This window comes from Acinetobacter sp. Ac8 (assembly GCF_055392545.1).
In genome coordinates this window covers 4,054,273-4,073,858 of the sequence record NZ_AP043689.1, presented here as the reverse complement: position 1 = coordinate 4,073,858, position 19,586 = coordinate 4,054,273, and the positions used below count along the sequence as shown (strand labels likewise).

Genomic DNA, 19,586 nt, shown 5'->3' with positions numbered 1-19,586 from the left:
TAGAACTGATCGGTTTATATCAAGACAGCTATAGCCCAGCCTGCCAAAATGCTTCACCTGCTTGAATAGGATCATTGGTTTCAGCCATCGTATCGACCCAAACTTGATATTGTCGAATTACAGGGTGTTGGCTCGGATGAAAATCTTTTTTAAACCAGTCTAAATATTCATTTTTCATTGCAGATAAAATCCCTTTTTTACCGAAGAACCAAGGCAATCCTTGCGTTGCCATTTTTAAACGTTCTATACGGCTGAATCCATCATGTTTAAGCATGATATTGGCACGGTAGAGGGTGAAGTTGAACATCATTATGGTGGTAAAGGCTAAAGCAAATCGACGTAAGTTGTCGGGGACCTCACCGACTTGTTGCATCACATCAAAGGCCACATCTCGATGTTCCATTTCTTCAATAGAATGCCATGCCAGTAAGGCTCGGACATAAGGGTGTGCTTCAGATAAGGTTGCTTTATGGCGATAAAATGTTTCTGCCATCAAAGCGGTGAGATGTTCAGCGGCAGCTGTCATCGCAATATTGTATTGAGGCGAGCGTTGGCTCAATTCAAATTTAAAAATCTTACTTAAAAGTTGGATAAATTGATCGACAGGCATGCCTTGATCTTTCATAACCTGATTCATTTTATCATGCGCAATACCATGTTGCGCTTCTTGACGAATAAAATCAGCAACACGTTGTTGTAAATCTGGATCGGTGATTTTGTTACGGAAGAGTCGGACACTTTCTATGAAATAGCGCTCACCATCGGGGAAGGTCAGACTGAGTGCGTCAAATAGTCGTGTGCGGAATGGATCTCCACCAAACCAGAAACGTGGTACTTCCTCAAGTTTAAAGTTGAGCTTGGTTCGAACCACTGGATCGACCTGATATGTAACTAATGCATTCATTTTATTTTACTTGCATCACTGTTGATGATTTCAGTATGTCGGGATTTTGCAAGTTTGTTTTGACAGATATTGCCATTTTTTATACATTTTACGACAAAATGAAAATTTGCAATGTCAATTTTCTAAGTTAAAGGATTAAAAAGAGTGCAAGACGATGCAGGAATTACAGATCCCAAATGGTTATTTTCATCTCTGGCAGATGTATCTGTCTGAACGAGGGATTGATCTTGCGACGCTTGATTTCTTACAAGCGGATGAAAAAAAACATTTAATTGGAATTTTGTCACAGCCGATTGATACACAATCTTCCTATTTCTTCTTTCATCAACTGATTGAAAAAACCAAACAAGCGCTAGATTGCCCTCAGATCGTGTTTGAAATGGCAGAATATGTGCGACCTGAGCATTTTGGTGTTTTGGGCTATATGGCATCACGAAGTACAACCGTGGCAGAAGCTTTACAAAATATTATGCGCTTTAGCCGTTTGGTGATTGATGGTGACGAAGTTATTCCAATGCAAATGCAGCTCAAGGGAGAATATGTACATTTAATTTGGCCCTTTCATCATGAAAAATATATTCTTATTAATGAATTTACCAATGCGTTAATGATGCATCTCGCGCGTAAAATTGTACCGCCAAATCAATTTCCATTGCATGCGGTGCATTTTGCTCATGCACCACAGATGGCAATCTATCATTATCAAAAGTTCTACGGCTGTGAAGTCTCTTTCCATCAACCGCAATATAGTTTTGTCTTAGCCTCAGCAGGTTTAAATTTAAAAATCCAACAGGCAGATCCATCCTTAATGCAGCTTTTGGTCAAACAAGCAGAGGAGGCTATTGCGTCTAAACCTCGCTATGAAACCATTGCTCAACGCTTACATTTGATTGTGGCAGAATATTTAAAGTTAAAACAACACGCCCCAAAAATCGAAGAACTTACTCAAGAACTTCATATATCCACACGGACTTTACAACGACAGTTAAGTGACTTACAGACATCGTTTAAGAAAATTGTAGAGATTGAACGGATGAAGCGTTGTGAGTTTTTATTGGAAAGCCACATGCCGTTCAGTGAAATAGCGATGCAGTTAGGTTATTCAGATCAGTCAGCTTTAACCAGAGCATATAAGGCCTTTAGTGGGCAAACCCTGCTCGAGAAAAAACAACAGTTGAAGTCATCGTGAAAAACAGTGAAAAGAAAGTATACTTTAAAAACCAAACACTTAGATAGTGTTGCTGCTATCTAAGTGTTTGGTATGATTGTGATTTTTTAATTTATGCTCAAAACACAGGTTGATCTGATTGTTGAATTGGTTTTTTAAAACCATGATTCAGCATGATTTCAAGTTGTCTTTAACTTGGGAAATCTAAATACGATTGCCAAGACTGCAAATATTGCCAATACCCAACAATAATAAATCGAACCAATCAGCTCAACAGGGGACAGTTTGGCAATTGAGCATGCAAGTAATAGTTGTGCACCGTATGGAATCAAGCCCTGAACTACACAAGAGAAAATATCCATAAATGCGGCTGCACGTTTGGGATCAACAGCATATTCTTTGGCAACTTCTCGTGCCATGTCTCCAGATAAGATGATGGCAACCGTATTATTTGCGACAAACACATTCGAGAAAACCACAAGGAAGCTAATTCCAATTTCTCCCGCGCGTTGTTGACCGATTTTAAATCGACGGGTTAAGGCGTAAATACGTTGAATTAACCATTCTAAACCGCCTTCTTTTTGCATAATGGCAGATAAACCACCTAAGAACATAGAAAGTAAGGCAACCTCAAACATACCCACAAAGCCATCATAAATAGCGGCATTGTATTTAAGTAGGGTAAATTCAGGATTTTCAATGATGCCAAGACAACCTGAAAGTACTATTCCGATGGTCAGTACTGCAAGTACATGTAAACGTGTAAATGCTAAAAAGAACACGATTACATAAGGCAAAATAAGCCATAAGTTATAACTTTTATATTCAATAGTTTGCGCATGATGACTGGTCAAAATGTAAATCAATATGGTGATAATCGCAGCAGGCAGTGCAATCCAGATATTCACTCGAAATTTGTCACGCAGTTCTACATTTAGACTTCGAGTTGCTGCAATGGTGGTGTCTGAAATCATGGATAAGTTATCACCAAACATTGCCCCACTGACCACAGCACCAATTGCATAAATGGGCTGAATATCCGTTGCTTGAGAAAAACCAAAAGCAATCGGCGCACATGCAGCAATGGTTCCCATCGATGTTCCCATTGCCGTGGCAATAAAGGCAGAAATGATGAAAAGCATCGGCAGGACAAATTCAGATGGAATAATCGATAAACCAAATTGAACAGTGGAGTCCACACTACCGATGGCACTGGTTACGCTGGCAAAGGCACCTGCAAGCATAAAGACCATAAACATCAAAATTAAATTGGGATGGCTTGCACCATGCAAAAATGTTTCTATAGCGGCATTGATTTTCCCTCTATACAGCAGGATGGCTAAAATAATTGCAGGAAGAGCAGCAATAGGGGCTTTCACTTGATAAAAAGCAAACTCAGTACCAATGATCGTGTGATAAATACCACTGCCTAAAAAAATGGCTAAAAAAACAATAAGCGGCAAGAGCGCAAGCACGCTGGCTTGCACTTTAGCCTGAGAATGTGTGGTCATAAGAGGAGATAAAAAATCAGAATCCTGACTAGTATAAACAGCTTTTGCAATTTCTGAAAAATAATTAAGTGATGTAGGTGATAGGGTGTTTGGCTGTAGAGTGATGATTTAACTTTATTTTTTACTCATAATGATATTTTTTTACAAGCTTGAAAATAGGTAGCTTTGATCATTGTCCTCAACTTGAAAATAGCGCTAAATGTATCCATGGGGTGTTTTATTATTGGTGATATAAAACAAGATACGCGAGAGCGACTATGTGACTCTATCCTTTGAGTAAAAAATAGCGTTACAATGCAGTGTCTTGTATTTATACATTTGGATGATTAAACCGGAAATAAATCCATTTTGAATTTATTTACTGGTGTTTAATGATCTAAAAACTCCTCAAGTTTGAACAATTCAAGGAATGTACAATCCTATGTCACGTTTAGCCACTCGTTTTGCACAGCTTAAATCTCAACAGCGTAAGGCTTTGGTTTCTTATGTTATGGCGGGTGATCCTCAACCACATGTAACCGTACCATTGTTACATCAAATGGTTGCAGCAGGCGTAGACGTAGTTGAACTTGGATTGCCATTTTCCGATCCTATGGCAGATGGTCCAGTGATTGCACTTGCAGCAGAGCGCGCTTTAGCTGCGGGTACCAATACCTTTGATGCCTTGAATATGGTTAAAGAATTTCGCCAAAAAGACACAACAACGCCAGTTGTTTTAATGGGGTATTTAAACCCTGTTGAAGTGATTGGTTATGAAAAGTTTGTGGCTTATGCGAATGACTGTGGTGTTGATGGTGTACTTCTTGTGGATTTACCACCTGAAGAAGCACAAGATTTAGATGAAGTATTGCAAAAGTACAATATGGATCAAATCTTCTTGCTTGCACCAACCTCTACCGATGAACGTATTCAGCATGTAGTGAAACAAGCAAGTGGCTTTATTTACTATGTGTCTCTAAAAGGCGTAACGGGTGCAGCAACATTGGATACAACGGAAGTTGCAGCACGTATTGAAAAAATCAAAACCTTTACCGATATTCCAGTTGGGGTAGGTTTTGGGATTAGTGATGCCGCTTCTGCAAAAGCAGTAGGTCAAGTTGCTGATGCAGTGATTGTCGGAAGTGCTTTTGTCAAACCATTTGCAAATCTTGCACCAGAACAAGCTGTTGAAGCAGCAGTGAATAAAGTCAAGGAGCTTCGAGCCGCGCTCGATGAGTTAGTATGAATCAAGAAGTGAAATCAGGGAAAATCCTCAGCGCAACAACGCCGTGGACAGATCGTACAGTTCCAGGCATTCATATGCCTGACCAACAACAAACACTCAAAGCGACGTTTACAGAACCAACCATTGAGTGCCCTGAATGTCATGCACTCGTGACTCGTACTGCAATGTCTTTCAATGCTTATGTTTGTCCATCATGTGATGAACATTTGAAAATGAAAGCACGTGATCGTTTAAATTGGTTTTTTGATAATGTGACCACTGAACTTGGTCAAGAATTTGCTGCAAAAGATCCTTTACATTTTGTAGACAGCAAGCCTTATCCAGAGCGTATTAAAGAAGCGCAGGAAAAAACAGGTGAAACTGAAGCCCTTGTGGTGATGCAAGGTCAAGTTAAAAATATTGCAATGGTTGCATGCGCATTTGAATTCGACTTTATGGCTGGATCAATGGGTACTGTGGTCGGTGACCGTTTTGTACAAGCTGCTGAAAAAGCGATTAAAGACAAGCAACCACTGATTTGTTTTGCTGCTTCAGGTGGTGCTCGTATGCAGGAAGGTATGTTGTCTTTGATGCAAATGGCGCGAACCTCTGCGGCGATTCAAAAAATCAAAGATGCGCATCTTCCGTATATCGTGGTATTAACCCATCCAGTGTATGGTGGTGTAACAGCATCATTGGCAATGTTAGGTGATGTACATATTGCTGAACCTAAAGCGATGATCGGTTTCGCGGGTAAACGTGTGATTGAACAAACAGTACGTGAGAAGCTGGAAGAACCGTTCCAACGTGCGGAATTTTTGCTTGATCATGGTGTAATCGATCAAATTGTTCATCGTCACGCATTACGTGATACTGTATATCGTATTGTAGCGAAACTGATGAATTTGCCTTGAACAACCAAACAGCACCTTTAAATACTGATGATTTACAAACATGGCTCGATTATTGGAGCCATGTTCACGTTACAGGGATTGATTTAGGCTTAGAGCGCGTGATTCCTGTGGCAGAACAACTCGGGGTGATTAACCCTAAAGCCAAAGTGATTACCGTTGCTGGAACAAATGGCAAAGGTTCAACCACAACAACACTCGCTGCGATTCTGAATGCGCAAGGGCTGAATGTTGGTTTATACCAGTCTCCACATATTTATCGTTTTAATGAACGGGTTAAACTGGCTGGACAAGAAGTTGATGATCAAACTTTGATTGATGCTTTTGTTGCGGTTGATCAAGCCCGCCGTATTTGTGATTTATCTTTATCTTTTTTTGAAGCCACGACTTTGGCTGCATTTGTTATTTTTAAACAAAAACAATGTGATGTTTGGGTACTTGAAGTCGGTCTTGGTGGTCGTTTGGATGTGGTCAATGTGATTGATCCAGATGTGGCTGTGATTACCAATATTGGTTTAGATCATACTGATTGGCTTGGCGATACGATAGAAAAAATAGCTTTTGAAAAAGCCGGTATTATCCGAGCAAATATCCCTGTCATTTTTGCCGGCACACAAGATATACCACAAGCGATACAACATAAAGTACAAGAAACCAATGCTACGCTATATGCGTTAAATCATGATTATTTTTATGATAACTCAGAAGATGGCCAATCTTGGAATTTTGCAAGCTCAGGAACGACTTTAAAACTTCCTTTGGGGCACTTGGCACTGGAAAATATTTCTGCGGCTGTCGCTGCAATTTTGGTGAGCGGTTTAACGGTTTCACAACAGGCGATTTCGCAAGGTATTCAGAACGCACAGTTGTCAGGGCGCTTTGAAATTAGAAAAATACACGATAAAACAGTAATTTTTGATGCGGGACACAATCCGCATGGTGTAGAATTTTTGTTAAAGCAATTGCGAAAATTCCTAGAATACAATAAACAGTACACAGAAGTTGTCTCTGTTTTTTCAATGTTGTCCGACAAAGATGTAGATTCTGTGGTCAAGTTGTTGAAAAATACTGTATTAAAGTGGAAAATTGCACCATTAACTGTGCCTCGTGCGGCATCATTGGAACAATTACAAACTGCTTTACAGCATGAGACAGTTGAACAGTTTGATTGTGTACAAGCAGCATTTCAATCAGCGCTTGCAGAAACCAATAATAATCAGCTGATTTTGGTGTGTGGTTCATTCCATACCTTAGAAGCGGTCTGGGAGTATTTAGACGAATGTCAATGAATAACAAACAACGCTGGATGGGTGGTGTTGTTTTATTAAGTGGTGGTGTTCTATTGGCGGCATTGCTTCTAAAAGGTAAAGAAGAAATCCACCAAAGCCAAGTAGAGACACAGCCGACAAGCCAAGCTCAGCAGAATAAAGCGACACCTGCAGGTGAGCCTGTACAATTGCAGCCATTGACTGTCGATGTTGCGACTGAAAAACGTCTGTTAGAAGAGCAGAAGCGTGCCCGTGAAAAAGCGGTTGCTGAACAAGAAGCAAAAGCAGCAGATTTTTTACGGACGCAACAACAGGCTGAAGCAGATGCTGCACGTAAAGCAGCTGAAGAGTATGCTGCTGCAAATGCAAGACGTGGTGCAGCTGCTGCGGCAGCACAGGAAGGGGCTGATATTCCTCCTGAGCTGGTACAGGATGAAAAAGCCAAAGCGCAACAGAAAGCAGCAGAGCAGAAAAAACTTGAACAGCAAAATGCTCAATTAAAGCAAAAAGCCGATGCTGAAAAAAAGTTAGCTGAGCAGAAGCGTCAAGCTACCGCAGAAGCAGATAAAAAAGTCGCTGAAGAAAAGAAACGTAAATTAGAAGAACAACAAAAAGCAGATGAAAAACGTAAGCTAGATGCTGAAAAGAAAGCTGCTGCTGAGAAAAAGCAAGCGGAAGACAAGAAAGCAGAAGCGGATAAAAAACACAAAGCACAAGAAGAAGCAAAGAAAAAAGCGGAAGCTGAAAAAGCACGTGATTTGCTTGAAAATGGTGATAAGCAATGGATGGTACAAGTTGCGCTTGCCGCCAATGAAGCCAATGCAGATGCTGTCGCTGCTAAACTACGTGCCAAGGGCTACAAAGTGACTAAGAGTCCAACCTCAAAAGGTATTCGTATTATGGTTGGACCATCGAAAGATCGAGAGACTGCGGATTCAGCACGTAAGAAGATCAATTCTGATGCGAGTCTAGGCATGAAGTCGGCTTGGGTAATCGAGTGGGTACCTCTAGATCGACGTTAAACGCTATGAGTTAGGTATTTGTGGTTAAAGATGGATTCGCGAGCTGCTCACGGATCCATTTTATATTTTCAGGGGTAAAAAGTTTTTCAATATTGCCCCAGATTGGATGAAAGCCATAGCCGCCATGCTTCATTTCATTTAAAGCATCATCCACAGACCAGTTCTCAAAAATAATTCGGTACATTGCAACACTTGCCCCAGTACGATCAGAACCGTGATAGCAATGGATTAAAACCTTCTGGTTGTGGGCTTTTGCGATTTGAATTGTTTTCATGACATTGAGTAGATCATGACGATCAATTGCCCAAGTATTGATCGGGATATGAACCAATTGAAAGTTTTGTTTTGAAAGTACTGTTTTATCTTTATTGCGACTTCTTAAATTAATCACGACATCAATTTGATTGGTTTTTAACTCAGGAATAAGTTCAGCACTGGGTTGTTCACTACGAAAAACGGTGTCACTGATCCGATAAAAATTATACTGTGGAGCAACGATAGTTCCCCATTGTTTTGGGCGCTCATGATCTGGAAGTGCAGCAGTTGTCATACAGGCTGAAAGCTGTACGCTGAGTGCGAAAATAGTGGTATAACGTAATAATTGAGATTTAAGCATGTTTTAAATATCGGTCTAGTTCAACAGGATCGTGGGCACAGATAATTTCAATTTTTGCTTCATTCTGTGCAAGCTGTTGCAGTTGTGATAAGGTTTTTAAGCGCAATGTATTATCTTCCGCTAGGAGATATTCAATTTTGTCGAGCGCGCGTAATTTATTCTTAGGGTTGAGTTCTAGATGATTAAAATAAGCATCGCCACAGAACAATAACCATCTATCTTGTTGTTTGATCGCTATACCGCAATGTCCTACAGTATGACCGACTAAAGGAATCAATAAAATTTCATCATTGAAAATATTAAAACCTTGAACTTTTTGGAAGTTAAACCATGCTTCGCCATTTTTAGGTTCAAGAAAATTCCAGTAACGATGATTTTTAAATTGTTGTGGTCGATAACGCAATTTATTCATGACTGAAAGTTTCTGTGCTGCATTAAACTCGCTGGATAAGATGTGAACCGTGGCATTGGGAAAGTCTGAAATACCACCTGCATGATCTAAGTCTAAATGACTGACCAAAATATGTTGAACATCGGATGGTTTAAAACCCAATTGTTGAATTTGAGAAATGGCTGTGAGATTGAAATCAGCTTGTATGCCACTGATTTTAGTAAAAGCTTTACCTAAACGGGTTTGCGGATGTAGGTAGTCTTGCATCCCAAAACCAGTATCGACCAATACAAGACCTTTGTCTGTTTCAATCAATAGGCAATGGCACACCATTTTGCCATACAAACCTTTTTGTCCGTATAGTGGTGCACACATCGGACACATGGTTCCACAATGTAAATGATGTACCTTATAAATCATAATTAAGCATTTGTTTTTAGGATTGTGCTTTGTTTATAAACCGAATTGAGAAAAATACCAATCTAAAAATGCAATTGTTGTGTAATTGGTGGATCTCAAATCACAGCTCATGGAATGGTGATTTTTAAGCGTTTACGTGTTGAAAAACCAGAGCCGTTGTTTCCCCAAACTGAAACAATATAAGTTTCATTTTTTAATAAACACGGTTTTGCTGTGGGGTGTTGGAATGCACTTCCCCAAATACTCAGTTCATCATTGATCCCTTTTTTGAGCCTGATCTGTTGCTTATTATTTGCTTTATGAATGCTTACTTGATGAGTATTAACCTGTTGCCGATCTTCAGGGTGAAGCATGTGGGGGTGTTCAATTTCACAAAGAAGGGTATGATTTTGTATAGATTGAATTTTTAGCTTATTGAAACCTAAATAATATTCACCTAAGAAAATATTTTCTAAAATGATTTCATGCTGTTCACGATAAATATGAACATTAGGTGATTTAATAAAGGGATAACTGATAACTAGCCCAAGAATAATGACCAAGACATAAAGAATTTTTTTCATATTTAATCTAAGTTTTAAAGATGTTAAATAATTTTATTTTTTTCAAGGGCATGTTCGATAATTAAATAGCACATCTCTCTTAAACAAACATTTCGAGTTTCAAACTGCAAGACCAAGCGTTTTAGTTCATTGACTGCTAAAAAGAACTGAAAATTTTTTGCTAAGGGATTTTTAACGAAAGAGACATGTAACACAGTAACTTGTGATTCCGGTGTCCAAGGCTTTTCAACAAATAAAATTTGATCATTTTGTACATTATTAATATTTAATAATGTGGTGAATAAATCCATCGCATCTTACTTCTATCAAGCCTTGATTCTTTAATCACTCATCAATGATTAAATGCAGTTCGGTGCTTATTCAAAAGCGCTTACATCACCTACACCACGACGAATAATTTCAGGGTTCGCTCCTGATAAATCAACGATACTGGTGGTGGTTAAGGTACCTAAACCACTGTCAATAAACACATCAATACGTTTTTCCAATAATTGTTCAATATCGTAGGGATCATCCATTGGTGCATCTTGACCAGGTAAAATCAAAGTACTGGTCAGTAAGGGTTCTCCCAACTCTTTTAATAGCATCTGACAGACGGGATTACTTGGAACACGTAAGCCGATGGTTTTTTTCTTGGGATGCATCAAGCGTCGTGGAACTTCACTGGTTGCGGGTAAAATATATGTGGTTACGGCTGGGGTATTGGCTTTAAGTAGACGATACATTGCATTGTCTACTTTGGCATAGGTTGCAATATCAGATAAATCTGCACAGATAATCGCGTATTGATGCTTTGCCCCAAGACCGCGGATCTGAGCAATACGCTCCATTGCACTTTTATTTCCAATCTGACAGCCGATTGCATAAGCCGCATCAGTTGGGTAAACCACAACATCACCTGCTCGAATTCTTTCGACTGCTTGGCTGATTAAACGTGGTTGAGGATTGTCAGGATGTACTCTTAAATGCAGCATATTTATTCTCCTGATTTATTGTTAATTCAATTATTACTTGGGAAAGTAAATCGTTGCAATCAATGTTTTAAAAAAATTACGGGTTTAATCAAGATCGTTACGATTAAATTCAGTGCTTTGTAATGTTTTGCCACCTCGAGTACATAGACAAATACACTGAATGAAGTGTTTTGCATCGCGTGGAAGTTTGGCTTTACCTGAAAAAAAATCCTGAACTTGTGCATAAACACTGTCTTTAAATGTCGAGCCGTCACCACCTTCACCAGTCAGATTATCCAGCGAAACTCGAAATTTTCGTCCAAATGCTTTGGAAAATAACCATTCAATAGCTTGAGGCTTGATTTCAACCTGCTCAAATAAGGCTTGTTGTTCAGCTGTACGACCATCGGGTGCATACCAATAACCGAGATCAGGCAATAAACGGCGTTGTTCTCCGGCAATGCTCCAATGACTAATTTCGTGCAGAGCGCTGTTGAAAAAACCATGTGCAAACTGAATACGGGCAGGGCTGTGTTCGCTAGCAGGGAAATACTCTGGTTCAAAATCACCACGAACAAGCGTCACATTTAGGTGGGAAAACCAGTGATTAAAGTGTAAGATAAGCCAATCAACGTGTTGCACTTCTGTTTGTAAGTTAGCCCATGATAAGCGTTGCACATCGGCGGCTTGCAATGTGTTTTCAGAAGTTGAATGCGTATTGAATTGTAATGAAGTAGTGACTTCAGGTTGCGGCTGCAACTGATGCATGGCTTGTATTACTCAAGAGATCTGTCTAAATAAGTACAAAATTGTATCTTAATCTTTGACAGAGTACCTATGAATTTGTAGAATTGCCGCCTTAATTATGTCAGCAAATACCTTTCCGGCACAGATAGAGCCGTTTAAATGGGCTGAACAAGGCTTTACATGGTCAGGTACCCTGCCATTGTCTCGCTTTGTTCGTATTTCCCGTGAAGCTGTTGGATCAATTGATGATCAATTGATCAATATAGACTGTAAGCTATCAATGGATGCGTATCATCGTATTGTTTGGCTAGATGGTCATGTAGATACTAAAGTTCCAATGGAATGTCAGCGTTGTCTGGATTCTGTTGAAATTACACTAGTTTCTGACTTCCATTTGGCTTTAATAGATGATGAGTCACTGATAGAGCGCTTGGATGAGGATGCTGATTTCATCGTACTAGGTGAAAGTGAAGCAACAATTAAAGGGGATTATTTAACCAATACTCCTTCGACTGTTGATTTACTTGCACTTTTAGAAGATGAATTGTTATTGTTGATGCCTCTGTCTCCTAAGCATGACGCTTGTGAACATAAGCATCAACCAGCCGTTCAGGACACTGTTGAAGAAAAACGGGATAATCCGTTTGAAGTTTTGGCAGGTTTGAAGGGTAAACTTAACTAAATTTTGTGTTATACTGTTAAGTTAAGACAACCGAATTTGTTCTGATCCATTTTTTCGATTTGTAAGGAGCCATCATGGCCGTTCAGCAAAACCGTAAAAGTCGCTCTCGCCGTGACATGCGCCGTTCACATGACGCTTTAACCGAGAATGCATTAACTGTAGACCAAACTACTGGTGAAACTCACCGTCGTCACCACGTGACTAAAGATGGTTTCTACCGTGGTCGTCAATTATTCGCTAAAGCAGCTGATGCTGAATAATTGGTGAACTATTAAGCGCAAGCTTAGTAAAAAAATGGGAGCGAAAGCTCCCTTTTTTTGTTTTCAATGACTGGGTTTTTTGTTGTATTTCGCAATTAAATAAATTTTTTTTTAATGTAAAATTGCGCCATCGGAAACGATCAAGATTAAATAAGGGACTTTTTATATGTCTGCCAAACGACTCGAACAAGCAGCTCAAGCAACAAAAACTGCATTTTTGTTTCCAGGTCAAGGTTCACAAAAAGTGGGTATGCTTGCTGAACTTGCAGAACAGTTTAGTGGTGTACAAGAAACCTTTACTGAAGCATCAGATGCCATCGGTTTTGATTTATGGCACATTGCACAAAGCGGTGAAGGTTTAGATCAAACTGAAAATACTCAACCTGTTTTATTGACAGCAAGTATTGCTTTATGGCGTGTATGGTTAGATCTTGGTGGTGTTGTACCAAAATACCTCGCAGGTCATTCCTTAGGCGAATACAGTGCTTTAGTTGCTGCAGAGTCGATGACTTTGGCAGATGCAGTCAAGTTGGTAAATTTACGCGGTAAATTGATGCAAAGTGCTGTGCCTCAGGGGCAAGGCGCGATGGCGGCTATTCTCGGTCTAGATGATGCGAAAGTACTTGAACTGTGTGAGCAAGCCAATGTTCAAGGCCGTGGTTCTGTTGAAGCTGCAAACTATAATGCACAAGGCCAAGTTGTTATCGCAGGTGATAAAACTCTAGTCGAAGCTGTCATGACCGTTGCCAAAGAAAACGGCGGTAAAGCAATTGCATTACCTGTATCTGTACCATCACATTGTTCTCTAATGAAACCTGCTGCCGAACAGTTTGCAGAAGCTTTGGAACAAACTGCCATTGAGCTACCAAGTATTCCTGTAATACAAAATGTCAATGCTGGAATCGCGACAGATACAAGCCAATTACGCTTAGCGTTAACGGCGCAATTGTATCAGTCAGTACAGTGGACTAAAACCATGCAATTCATCCAAGACCAAGGTATTCAGTATGTTGCTGAATGTGGTCCAGGTAATGTATTGGCGAATTTAGCAAAACGTTTACCAAATATCGAAAAAGCATTTCCACTCGATACACAAAGTCGTATGGAAGATGCACTGAATGCTATCTTAGTGGCTGAAGGGAAAATTGCATGACACAAGAACGTAAAGTCGCATTAGTGACAGGCGCGAGCCGAGGAATTGGTGCTGCCATCGCTCAGCAATTGATTCAAGACGGTTATTTTGTTGTAGGTACGGCAACATCAGCAGCGGGCGCAGAAAAACTTTCAACAGTTTTTGCTGAAAACGGTGCAGGTGCATTACTTGATGTACGTGATGGTGCTGCAATTGATGCATTGGTATCTGACATTGAACAAAAATATGGTTCAGTGATGATACTCGTGAATAATGCAGGGATTACCAAAGACAATTTATTGTTACGTATGTCTGAAGATGATTGGGACGATATTCTCAATATTCATCTTAAAGCTGTATTCCGCTTATCTAAACGTGTATTGAAAGGCATGACCAAAGCGCGCTTTGGACGCATTATCAATATCAGTTCTGTTGTTGCGCATTTTGCTAACCCAGGACAAGCCAACTATTCTGCTGCAAAAGCAGGGATTGAAGCTTTCAGTCGCAGTCTTGCAAAAGAAATGGGAAGCCGTCAGATTACAGTCAACTGTATTGCGCCTGGTTTTATCGCAACAGAAATGACTGAGCAGTTAAGTGAAGATATTCGTAAAAAAATGAGTGATCAAGTTGCGTTAAACCGATTTGGTCAACCAGAAGATATTGCAAATGCAGTAAGTTTTTTGGCTTCTGACAAAGCCAGTTACATTACAGGCACAGTATTACACGTAAATGGTGGTTTATACATGGCGTAATGCGATGTATAAACTTTGAAAAAAGTAAATATTCAATTAAACTATCAGGCAATTAAAAGCCGCCACAAGCAATGAGGAGAATTCCTGTGAGCGATATCGAACAACGCATTAAACAAGCTGTTGCAGAACAATTAGGTATCAAAGCTGAAGAAATCAAAAACGAAGCATCTTTCATGGATGATTTGGGTGCTGATTCTCTAGACCTAGTAGAACTTGTTATGTCTTTCGAAAATGACTTCGACATCACTATTCCAGATGAAGATTCTAACGAAATCACAACTGTTCAATCAGCTATCGACTATGTAACTAAAAAACTTGGTTAATGTGTTGATTGTATAGCACGTGTTGTTATACGTAAAAAGACCACCTTTAGGTGGTTTTTTTATGCCTGAATTTAGCTGTGTTGAGTGCGTGCATGCTTGGCGATCCTTAACCTAAAAAAAGCAATTAAATAAGTTTAAAATCAAAAGCATTGGTTACATACCGTTACCTTTTTATCACCAATGACAACGCACACCCTGATGCTTTTTCGCTATAAAAATAGAGTTCTTAAATTTGTATAACAGTTCACAGTAATACATTCTCAGTAAAACAATTTTCAATAATGATATGGAGTACGACATATGGGTCTTTTTGATTTTATTAAAGGAATTGGCAAGAAAAATACTGCACCAGCTGAGCCACAAGCGGCACCAGCAACGCCAGCAGAACCATCTGCACAAGAAATTGCCAATAAGTTGTTGGGGCACATTAAAGCGTTAGGCTTGCCAGTAACAGGGCTTTCTGTAAGTTATAATAGTACTTCTGATTTGGCCACGATTCACGGTCAGGTACAAACTCAGGCTGATAAAGAGAAAATCATTCTTGCTGTGGGGAATATTGACCATGTGGCGCAAGTTGATGATCAAATGACAGTGGCAGCACCTGAGCCTGAAAGTAAGTTCTATACGGTTAAATCAGGCGATAATTTGTCTAAAATTTCAAAAGAATTTTATGGTGATGCCAACCAATATAATAAAATTTTTGAAGCGAACCGCCCATTGTTAAAAAATGCGGATGATATTTTCCCAGGACAAGTTTTACGTATTCCTGCATAACATTTGTTCACTGATCTTTGATCATAAAAGGCACTTCGGTGCCTTTTCTATTTTTAAAATGATTTTGTTTTTATTTTAGTATTTATTGTTTGGTGTATTTTGAAGGGGAAAAGAATTTCGTTGCAATCAGTGGATCTTAAAAAAAGACCACATCAAGCTTGGATGTGATCTTTTGGAGTTAGTTAGCTCTAATCTAAAAAATTCAATATTGCATATTATTTATTAGGTTGTGGGGTAAGACGAAGATAAGGCTTAACCGCCGTATAACCTTTTGGGAAGCGTTCTTTAAGCTCCGCTTCATCTTTGATCGACGGGACGATGACAACATCTTCACCATCTTGCCAGTTTGCAGGTGTGGCAACTTTATAATTGTCAGTCAGTTGTAATGAATCAATCACACGTAGAATTTCTTTAAAATTACGTCCAGTTGATGCAGGGTAGGTAATGATTAAGCGAACTTTCTTATTGGGATCAATAATAACTAAAGAACGTACGGTGAGGGTTTCGCTGGCATTTGGATGAATGAAATCATACAGCGTCGACACCTTGCGATCTTTGTCTGCAATGATTGGAAAGTTTACAGTGGTATTTTGTGTTTCATTGATGTCGTTGATCCAACCTTTATGTGATTCAACATCATCGACTGAAAGGGCAATGGCTTTTACCCCACGCTGTTCAAACTCATCTTTTAATTTTGCGGTATAGCCCAACTCAGTGGTACATACTGGCGTATAATCGGCAGGGTGTGAGAATAAAACACCCCAACTGTCGCCCAAGTAATCATAAAACTTAATTGGACCTTCACTAGATTCCTGAGTGAAATCTGGTGCAATATCACCTAATCGTAAAGTCATTTTGAAACCTCAATATCTAAAAATGTTGTTTGTTATTTGGCTCGTCCAAACTACTATTACCCAGTTTTTTTATAATTAAAAATAGTGTTTTTGTATTTCTTTATGAAGAAAATAGATATTAATAAAAGAAGCATATGAAAAAAAACATAGAATTGATCTCTACCTCACTGCAAATATCGGTTAAATTTGCTACATTAATGCGCCTTAGCTGATACGTGCTAGAACTAATCGTCAGATTTTTTTGATTGGATTTGTGCAAAACCCTTGTACTTCAAATTTCTACCACCATAATATCGTCTGAGAAAAATTTATTTCACAAAGATTTAGAGAGTTTATATGTTGGCAAGTCTGATCGGAGGAATCTTCGGTACTAAAAACGAGCGCGAACTAAAACGTATGCGTAAAATTGTCGATAAGATCAATGCGCTCGAGCCGACGACATCTGCACTCAGCGATGCAGACTTATCTGCAAAAACTGAAGAATTCAAACAAAGATATAAGAAAGGTGAAAGCCTAGATAAATTAATGCCAGAAGCGTTTGCGGTGTGTCGTGAAGCAGCAAAACGTGTCATGGGTATGCGTCATTATGATGTGCAGCTCATTGGTGGTATTACTTTGCATGAAGGAAAAATTGCAGAAATGCGTACAGGTGAAGGTAAAACCCTGATGGGTACTTTGGCTGTATATTTAAATGCAATTAGTGAACAAGGTGTTCATGTCATCACGGTCAACGATTACTTGGCACAACGTGATGCTGAATTAAACCGTCCGCTTTATGAGTTCTTGGGTTTAAGCGTTGGTGTAATCTATTCGATGCAATCACCAATAGAGAAAGCTGAGGCATATCGTTCAGATATTACTTACGGTACCAATAATGAATTTGGTTTCGATTATCTGCGCGATAACATGGTTTTCTCTATGGCAGAGAAAAAGCAACGTGGTTTGATTTATGCGATTATCGATGAGGTCGATTCGATCTTGATCGATGAAGCACGTACACCGTTGATCATTTCTGGTCAAAGTGATGACTCATCACAGCTTTATGTTGCAATCAATAGTATTCCACCAAAGTTGCATGCTCAAAAAGAAGAAAAAGTCGCAGATGGCGGTCATTTCTGGATTGATGAAAAGCAACGTCAAGTTGAAATGACTGAAGTCGGTTATGAAACTGTTGAAGATGAATTGATTAAAATGGGTTTATTGGCTGAAGGCGAAAGCTTATATTCACCATCAAATCTAAACCTCGTTCATCACGTGTCTGCTGCAATTCGTGCACATTTCCTGTATCAACGTAATGTTCACTACATTGTACATGATGGTGAAGTAATCATTGTCGATGAGAATACTGGTCGTACTATGCCAGGTCGTCGTTGGTCTGAAGGTTTGCACCAAGCTGTTGAAGCCAAAGAAGCACTCGAAGTTCAACCTGAAAACCAAACTTTAGCAACAACCACATTCCAGAACTATTTCCGTTTATACAAAAAGCTTTCAGGTATGACAGGTACTGCTGATACTGAAGCTGCGGAAATGAAAGAAATTTATGGTTTGGATGTTGTGCTTATTCCAACCCATCGTCCGATGATTCGTAATGACCAAAACGATTTAATTTATTTAAACCGTAATGGTAAATACAATGCAATTATTGAAGAAATTCAGAAAATTCATGAAGCAGGTGTTGCACCTATCTTGATTGGTACTGCAACCATCGAGGCTTCAGAAATTTTATCTGATAAGTTACGAGATGCGGGTATTACCCACGAAGTCTTGAACGCTAAACAACATGAGCGTGAAGCAGACATTATTGCCCAAGCGGGTTCACCGCGTGCAGTGACCATTGCAACCAATATGGCAGGTCGTGGTACCGATATTTTGCTTGGTGGTAACTGGAAAGCAAAACTTGCCAAAATTGAAAACCATACTGCGGAAGATGAAGCTCGTCTTAAAGCGGAATGGGAACAAAACAATGAAATGGTGTTAAGTTCAGGTGGTTTACACATCATCGGTTCTGAACGTCATGAATCACGTCGTATTGATAACCAGTTGCGTGGTCGTTCTGGTCGTCAAGGTGACCCAGGTGTTTCACGTTTCTTCTTGTCATTAGAAGATGATTTGATGCGTATTTTCGCGGGTGATCGCGTTGTTGCAATGATGCGTGCGATGGGACTACAAGAGAATGAAGCCATTGAGCATAAAATGGTGTCGCGTTCTATTGAAAATGCACAACGCAAAGTTGAAGCACGTAACTTTGATATTCGTAAAAACTTGTTGAAATACGATGATGTAAATAACGAACAACGTAAAATTATTTACTCTCAACGTGATGAAATTTTAGAAGAAAGCTCACTTCAAGATTATATTGAAGAAATGCATCGTGAAGTCGTAAAAGGCTTAATCGAAACCTATATTCCACCTGAATCAATCCATGACCAATGGGATATTCAAGGGCTTGAAAATGCATTGAATGAAGATTTAGGTATTAATCTTCCTGTAAATCAATGGTTGGAAGAAGATCGTCGTCTAGATGAAGAAGCCTTGGTTGAACGTATTTCTGATGAGATCGTTACACGTTACCGTAATCGTCGTGAACAGATGGGTGATGATACTGCTGCGACACTTGAACGTCACTTCATGCTGGGTTCTTTAGACCGTCATTGGAAAGACCATTTGGCTGCGATGGACTATTTGCGTCAAGGGATTCACTTACGTGGTTATGCACAAAAGAACCCTGAACAAGAATATAAGAAGGAAGCCTTCAATTTATTCGTCAATATGTTGGGTGTGATTAAGTCAGACGTGGTTACTGATATTTCTCGTGTGCATATCCCAACACCTGAAGAGCTTGCTGAAATGGAAGCTCAACAACAGGCTCAAGCTGAATCTATGCGTCTTAACTTCGCACATGATGAATTGGATGGCCTAAGCGGTACAGTCAGTAATGAGATTGTTGATGCACAATTCACGGATAGTGATGAGATTGCAGCACCAGAAAGCCGTAATGCACCTTGTCCTTGTGGTTCAGGTTTGAAATACAAACAATGTCACGGCAAAATCTAATCGAGTGAATAGACCCTGAAAGTGTTACAAAAAAGCAGAACAATTGTTCTGCTTTTTTTACAAGTTATTACCATGCG

At 39.5% G+C, this 19,586-nt stretch carries 21 protein-coding genes; 12 read left to right on the top strand and 9 right to left on the bottom strand.

The window, feature by feature from the left end; all coding sequences use genetic code 11:
* Positions 1–28: 28 nt before the first annotated feature.
* Complete coding sequence (locus ACZ5QH_RS19315; protein WP_303577414.1) at positions 29–904, bottom strand: metal-dependent hydrolase; 876 nt, start codon at positions 902–904, stop codon at positions 29–31.
* Positions 905–1,058: 154 nt separating this feature from the next.
* Here ACZ5QH_RS19315 and ACZ5QH_RS19310 point away from each other — a divergent pair, with 154 nt between their 5' ends.
* Complete coding sequence (locus ACZ5QH_RS19310; RefSeq protein WP_034614608.1) at positions 1,059–2,093, top strand: AraC family transcriptional regulator; 1,035 nt, start codon at positions 1,059–1,061, stop codon at positions 2,091–2,093.
* A 158-nt stretch (positions 2,094–2,251) separates the two neighbouring features.
* Here the strand turns inward: ACZ5QH_RS19310 and ACZ5QH_RS19305 are convergent, their stop codons facing one another.
* The gene (locus tag ACZ5QH_RS19305) at positions 2,252–3,583 is read right to left on the bottom strand and encodes a Na+/H+ antiporter NhaC family protein (RefSeq protein WP_004817755.1); all 1,332 of its coding nucleotides are present in this window, start codon (positions 3,581–3,583) and stop codon (positions 2,252–2,254) included.
* Between the two features lie 421 nt (positions 3,584–4,004).
* Between ACZ5QH_RS19305 and trpA the strand changes: the two genes are divergently transcribed.
* The 4 genes from trpA to ACZ5QH_RS19285 are packed head-to-tail and all read left to right on the top strand — an operon-like array spanning position 4,005 to position 7,988.
* On the top strand, positions 4,005–4,808 hold the full coding sequence (trpA, locus tag ACZ5QH_RS19300; protein WP_004723986.1) for a tryptophan synthase subunit alpha: 804 nt from the start codon (positions 4,005–4,007) through the stop codon (positions 4,806–4,808).
* Complete coding sequence (accD, locus tag ACZ5QH_RS19295) at positions 4,805–5,701, top strand: acetyl-CoA carboxylase, carboxyltransferase subunit beta (RefSeq protein ID WP_004723984.1); 897 nt, start codon at positions 4,805–4,807, stop codon at positions 5,699–5,701. The genes trpA and accD overlap by 4 nt, the downstream gene beginning before the upstream one ends.
* Positions 5,698–6,987, top strand: coding sequence for a bifunctional tetrahydrofolate synthase/dihydrofolate synthase (gene folC, locus ACZ5QH_RS19290; protein WP_303577413.1), 1,290 nt, complete (start codon positions 5,698–5,700; stop codon positions 6,985–6,987). The genes accD and folC overlap by 4 nt, the downstream gene beginning before the upstream one ends.
* Positions 6,978–7,988 carry an SPOR domain-containing protein gene (locus ACZ5QH_RS19285; RefSeq protein ID WP_004817751.1) on the top strand — a complete coding sequence of 337 codons (1,011 nt, stop codon included), beginning with the start codon at positions 6,978–6,980 and terminating at the stop codon, positions 7,986–7,988. Before folC ends, ACZ5QH_RS19285 begins: the two co-directional genes overlap by 10 nt.
* 10 nt (positions 7,989–7,998) lie before the next feature.
* Here the strand turns inward: ACZ5QH_RS19285 and ACZ5QH_RS19280 are convergent, their stop codons facing one another.
* The 6 genes from ACZ5QH_RS19280 to ACZ5QH_RS19255 all read right to left on the bottom strand — a co-directional run bounded on the left by ACZ5QH_RS19280 (position 7,999) and on the right by ACZ5QH_RS19255 (position 11,699).
* Entirely contained in the window at positions 7,999–8,604 is a 606-nt protein-coding gene (locus ACZ5QH_RS19280) for a dual specificity protein phosphatase family protein (protein WP_303577412.1), read from the bottom strand.
* Entirely contained in the window at positions 8,597–9,415 is an 819-nt protein-coding gene (locus ACZ5QH_RS19275; RefSeq protein WP_035370685.1) for an MBL fold metallo-hydrolase, read from the bottom strand. Before ACZ5QH_RS19275 ends, ACZ5QH_RS19280 begins: the two co-directional genes overlap by 8 nt.
* A 107-nt stretch (positions 9,416–9,522) precedes the next feature.
* Positions 9,523–9,978 (bottom strand): hypothetical protein, encoded by a 456-nt coding sequence (locus ACZ5QH_RS19270; RefSeq protein WP_303577411.1) that lies wholly within the window; start codon positions 9,976–9,978, stop codon positions 9,523–9,525.
* Positions 9,979–10,001: 23 nt separating this feature from the next.
* On the bottom strand, positions 10,002–10,268 hold the full coding sequence (locus tag ACZ5QH_RS19265; RefSeq protein ID WP_004817744.1) for a hypothetical protein: 267 nt from the start codon (positions 10,266–10,268) through the stop codon (positions 10,002–10,004).
* 66 nt (positions 10,269–10,334) lie between these two features.
* Positions 10,335–10,952 carry an L-threonylcarbamoyladenylate synthase gene (locus tag ACZ5QH_RS19260; RefSeq protein WP_004817743.1) on the bottom strand — a complete coding sequence of 206 codons (618 nt, stop codon included), beginning with the start codon at positions 10,950–10,952 and terminating at the stop codon, positions 10,335–10,337.
* A gap of 84 nt (positions 10,953–11,036) precedes the next feature.
* Complete coding sequence (locus ACZ5QH_RS19255) at positions 11,037–11,699, bottom strand: elongation factor P hydroxylase (protein ID WP_262086887.1); 663 nt, start codon at positions 11,697–11,699, stop codon at positions 11,037–11,039.
* A 97-nt stretch (positions 11,700–11,796) separates the two neighbouring features.
* Here ACZ5QH_RS19255 and ACZ5QH_RS19250 point away from each other — a divergent pair, with 97 nt between their 5' ends.
* The 6 genes from ACZ5QH_RS19250 to lysM all read left to right on the top strand — a co-directional run bounded on the left by ACZ5QH_RS19250 (position 11,797) and on the right by lysM (position 15,601).
* Positions 11,797–12,360 carry a YceD family protein gene (locus ACZ5QH_RS19250; protein WP_004723966.1) on the top strand — a complete coding sequence of 188 codons (564 nt, stop codon included), beginning with the start codon at positions 11,797–11,799 and terminating at the stop codon, positions 12,358–12,360.
* Between the two features lie 74 nt (positions 12,361–12,434).
* Entirely contained in the window at positions 12,435–12,620 is a 186-nt protein-coding gene (gene rpmF / locus ACZ5QH_RS19245) for a 50S ribosomal protein L32 (RefSeq protein WP_004723964.1), read from the top strand.
* Positions 12,621–12,786: 166 nt separating this feature from the next.
* Complete coding sequence (gene fabD / locus ACZ5QH_RS19240; protein WP_004723962.1) at positions 12,787–13,773, top strand: ACP S-malonyltransferase; 987 nt, start codon at positions 12,787–12,789, stop codon at positions 13,771–13,773.
* The gene (fabG, locus tag ACZ5QH_RS19235; protein WP_004723960.1) at positions 13,770–14,504 is read left to right on the top strand and encodes a 3-oxoacyl-ACP reductase FabG; all 735 of its coding nucleotides are present in this window, start codon (positions 13,770–13,772) and stop codon (positions 14,502–14,504) included. Before fabD ends, fabG begins: the two co-directional genes overlap by 4 nt.
* An 86-nt stretch (positions 14,505–14,590) precedes the next feature.
* Complete coding sequence (gene acpP / locus ACZ5QH_RS19230; RefSeq protein ID WP_004723957.1) at positions 14,591–14,827, top strand: acyl carrier protein; 237 nt, start codon at positions 14,591–14,593, stop codon at positions 14,825–14,827.
* A 300-nt stretch (positions 14,828–15,127) separates the two neighbouring features.
* Entirely contained in the window at positions 15,128–15,601 is a 474-nt protein-coding gene (lysM, locus tag ACZ5QH_RS19225) for a peptidoglycan-binding protein LysM (RefSeq protein ID WP_004817740.1), read from the top strand.
* Positions 15,602–15,816: 215 nt separating this feature from the next.
* Here the strand turns inward: lysM and ACZ5QH_RS19220 are convergent, their stop codons facing one another.
* Positions 15,817–16,455, bottom strand: coding sequence for a peroxiredoxin (locus ACZ5QH_RS19220; protein WP_096735080.1), 639 nt, complete (start codon positions 16,453–16,455; stop codon positions 15,817–15,819).
* Positions 16,456–16,791: 336 nt separating this feature from the next.
* Between ACZ5QH_RS19220 and secA the strand changes: the two genes are divergently transcribed.
* Positions 16,792–19,509 (top strand): preprotein translocase subunit SecA, encoded by a 2,718-nt coding sequence (gene secA / locus ACZ5QH_RS19215; RefSeq protein WP_303577410.1) that lies wholly within the window; start codon positions 16,792–16,794, stop codon positions 19,507–19,509.
* The last annotated feature ends 77 nt before the right edge of the window (positions 19,510–19,586 follow it).